This window comes from Paraglaciecola sp., assembly GCF_051252315.1.
GTDB lineage: Bacteria > Pseudomonadota > Gammaproteobacteria > Enterobacterales > Alteromonadaceae > Paraglaciecola.
Map to the genome: position 1 here is coordinate 1 of NZ_JBPOFP010000216.1, position 3451 is coordinate 3451.

A 3451-nucleotide genomic window follows, 5' to 3' on the forward strand; every position below is an offset into this window, starting at 1 on the left:
GGAAGCTATATTAGCTGTCTTGTGATGCGATAGTCGGAATAGCCGTAATGCTATTTGGAATTGTGGAGTGATGAAGTCATCGCTGCATATAAGAAATCTCTTGTACTAGCAAACCTAGTTCAAAAGATGCCTATGAAGGGTAAGAAAGGGGATACTATGCATATCCCTAAGCCTACTCGTGGTACAGCTAACGCTAAGACTGCTGCTGATACAGTAACAATTCAACAGAACGCAAATGACGAATTGATTATCACTATCGACAGCCACTTCGAGTATTCACGTCTTATTGAAGACATTACAGACGTACAAGCGTTCGATTCACTTCGTCGTTTCTACACAGAAGATGCAGGCTATGCACTAGGTCTTAAAGTTGACCAAGACTTGTTCGCACTAGGTAAGAAACTAGGCGACGGTGACGGTTCTTCTTGGGTTCACTCTGCTTCTTATCAGTTTAACGCTTCTACTGGTGCTGCTGAAGCATACGATGCAGACGGTGCAGGCGATGTCGGTGCTTTCAACGATAATGGTTTCCGTGACCTTATCCAAGCACTTGATGACGAGAACGTCCCAATGGATAGTCGTTGTTTAGTAATCCCACCATCTGCTGTTAATGAGATTCGTGGTATTGACCGTTATAACTCAGCAGACTTTGTAGACGGACGTAGCGTATCTACTGGTAAGATTGGTACGTTGTATGGTATTGACGTATACGTTTCTACTAACGCTCCTGTCATGGAAACTGGTGTTAAAGCAGGTCTGTTAATGCACAAAGATGCGTTCGTATTATGCGAGCAAATGGCTGTACGTTCACAAACTCAGTATAAGCAAGAGTTCTTAGCAACCTTGTATACTGCTGATACACTTTATGGCTTAGACGTTTACCGTCCAGAGTCAGGTTTAGTTATCGCTTTACCGGCTTAATAGCCTAGAGTTATTTTCATAGGGGTTCTAACGAGCCTCTATTATAAATAATTCTAAATACACATCCAATACAGGAAAAGTAAATGTCAACGACAATACAAATCAAAAGAAGTTCCACAGCCTCTGCAATCCCTGTTACAGGCGATATAGCAGTTGGTGAATTAGCGGTCAACTTAGTAGACAAGCGTTTGTTTACAAAGAAAGCTGACGGCACAATCATTGAACTATCAACTTCCCCTACAGACTTAGATGCAGCTACACTCCGTATTGATGGAGTGGAAATCACTGCGTCTGCAACAGAACTAAACAGCCTAGACGGCTTAACAGCTACAACAGCAGAGTTAAACATCCTTGACGGTGTTACGGCTACAGCTACAGAGATTAACAAGCTAGACGGCTTCACAGGCTCTACAGCAGAGTTAAACCTGTTAGATGGTGTAACTGCAACGACTGCTGAGCTTAACTTCGTAGACGGTGTAACCTCTAACATTCAGACACAGTTAAGTAATAAACAGCCATTAGATGCACAGCTTACGGACATTTCAATTTTAATCCCTACTGATGGAAGTTTTATTGTAGCGGATGGTACAAACTTTGTTACTGAGAGTGGTGATACAGCTATTGCTAGTTTAGGTGTTACCGCTACAGCCGCAGAGCTAAACACTCTTGATGGTATTACAGCGACCACCGCAGAGCTTAACATTACTGATGGACTAACAGCTACTACTACGGAGCTAAACACTCTTGATGGTATTACAGCGTCTACTACAGAACTGAACTACACAGACGGTGTAACCTCTAACATTCAAACACAGTTAAACGGCAAAGCCACAACCGCACAAGGTGCACTTGCTGACTCGGCTGTTCAGCCTAATGATAATGTTAGCTTTGGTACTGGTAGTTTTTCTGGTGCTGTTGACGTTATAGGCACAGTGACTGCGGATGGCTTGGTGGTTGATGGTTCTACAACTCTTGATAGCGGCTCAGCAACACCGCTAGTTATAACTAGAAGTGGTGGGACTTCTGGAAATGTAGGGTTAAAGTTTGACGCACCAACAAGTGATTTTTATGCGGGTGTAGCGTCTACTAGTGAAGATTTTGTTATCGGATGGAATGCCAATCTAAATACAAGAAATGGCATTAGAGTTACGGACGGCGGCGACGTATCCTTCTATGAAGACACTGGTACGACTGCGAAGATGGTGTGGGATGCTAGTGCTGAGAGCTTAGAGATAGGCACTTCAAGCGGAATGACTCCTACAGCCTCATTGGCTATTAACGAAAATGTGGGCGGTACTCCTGCAATTGAGATTATCCCTAATTCTGATGATAGTAATAATGAAACAGCGACTATTCGTTTATGGGGCACTAAGTTCGGCACTGCTAATAGACACTCAGAGATTAAAAATATTACTGACGGTTCAACTGCATCTAATGAGTTGGCTTTTGATACCAACGGCTCAGAACGCATGCGCATAGACTCAGCAGGCAACGTAGGGATTGGTACGGCTAGTCCTACCACTAATTATACGAATACAGTTCATGTGCATAGCACTACAGCTGGTGCTTCAGTTCACCTAACTAATGGTGCTGCTTCATCTGCAAATGATGGTCTTGAAGTTTTTCAATATGGTGTTGATGGGTATGTGTGGGAAAGAAACAGCGGCAGTTTAAGGTTTGGTACAAGCGCCACAGAGCGAGCACGCATAGACAGCTCTGGAAACTTGTTGGTTGGCAAGACAAGTCTTAATTCAGCGGTGCAGGGTATAGAAGCACGGGCAGATGGTAGATTAGGTGCTACATACACTAATGGAAATCCTGCATTTTTTAATCGACTGTCAAGTGATGGAGAAATAGTTAGACTGCTAAAAGACGGCTCAACAGTTGGGTCGATTGGTGTTGCCTCTTCTCAACTTTACGTAGGTACAGGAGATGTTGGCTTATTTACAAATTCATCTGCCGACGCCGTACAGCCTTTTAACACCACAACAGGCACAGTTCGAGACGGTCTTATTTCGTTAGGTAGCACAGGCGCTCGCTTCAAAGACCTCTACCTATCTGGCGGTGTGTATCTTGGCGGGACTGGTGCGGCTAATAAGTTGGATGATTATGAGACTGGGGAGTACCTTTTGACAGCTACACCTAGCGTGTCTGGCTCAATCACTCTAAACAGTAGCTATAACCAAGGCTCATATACTAAAATAGGCAATAAAGTCACTTGCACTGGCTTGGCAATTGTTAGTGGTATTTCTTCCCCTGTGGGTGATATATTAATAAACCTTCCTTTTGCAATTGTTAATGGTACAAATAGGCGAGGTGATGTAGGTGTATCGTTGGCGGTAAAGTTTATAGCATCAGGCTCTTGTGGTGATATTGTGGGTCTTGCTACCGAAACTAATTCTTACTTTGTTTTAACTGATGGTAGCGGTACTGGCTTGTCTACATTTGATTCTAAAATAACAGCAAGCACACAAATTTACTTTTCAATAACTTACTTAACAAGCGCATAACTCATACGCCTAGTGGATTC

Annotated in this window: 2 protein-coding genes; both read left to right on the forward strand. The window is 43.2% G+C overall.

What is annotated here, in order from left to right; translation table 11 throughout:
- The first annotated feature begins 60 nt into the window (after window positions 1-60).
- A complete protein-coding gene (locus ACSHXM_RS21315) occupies window positions 61-921 on the forward strand; it encodes a phage capsid protein (protein WP_435692352.1) in 861 nt (286 codons plus the stop codon).
- 83 nt (window positions 922-1004) lie between these two features.
- Entirely contained in the window at window positions 1005-3431 is a 2427-nt protein-coding gene (locus ACSHXM_RS21320) for a beta strand repeat-containing protein (RefSeq protein ID WP_435692350.1), read from the forward strand.
- Window positions 3432-3451 lie beyond the last annotated feature (20 nt).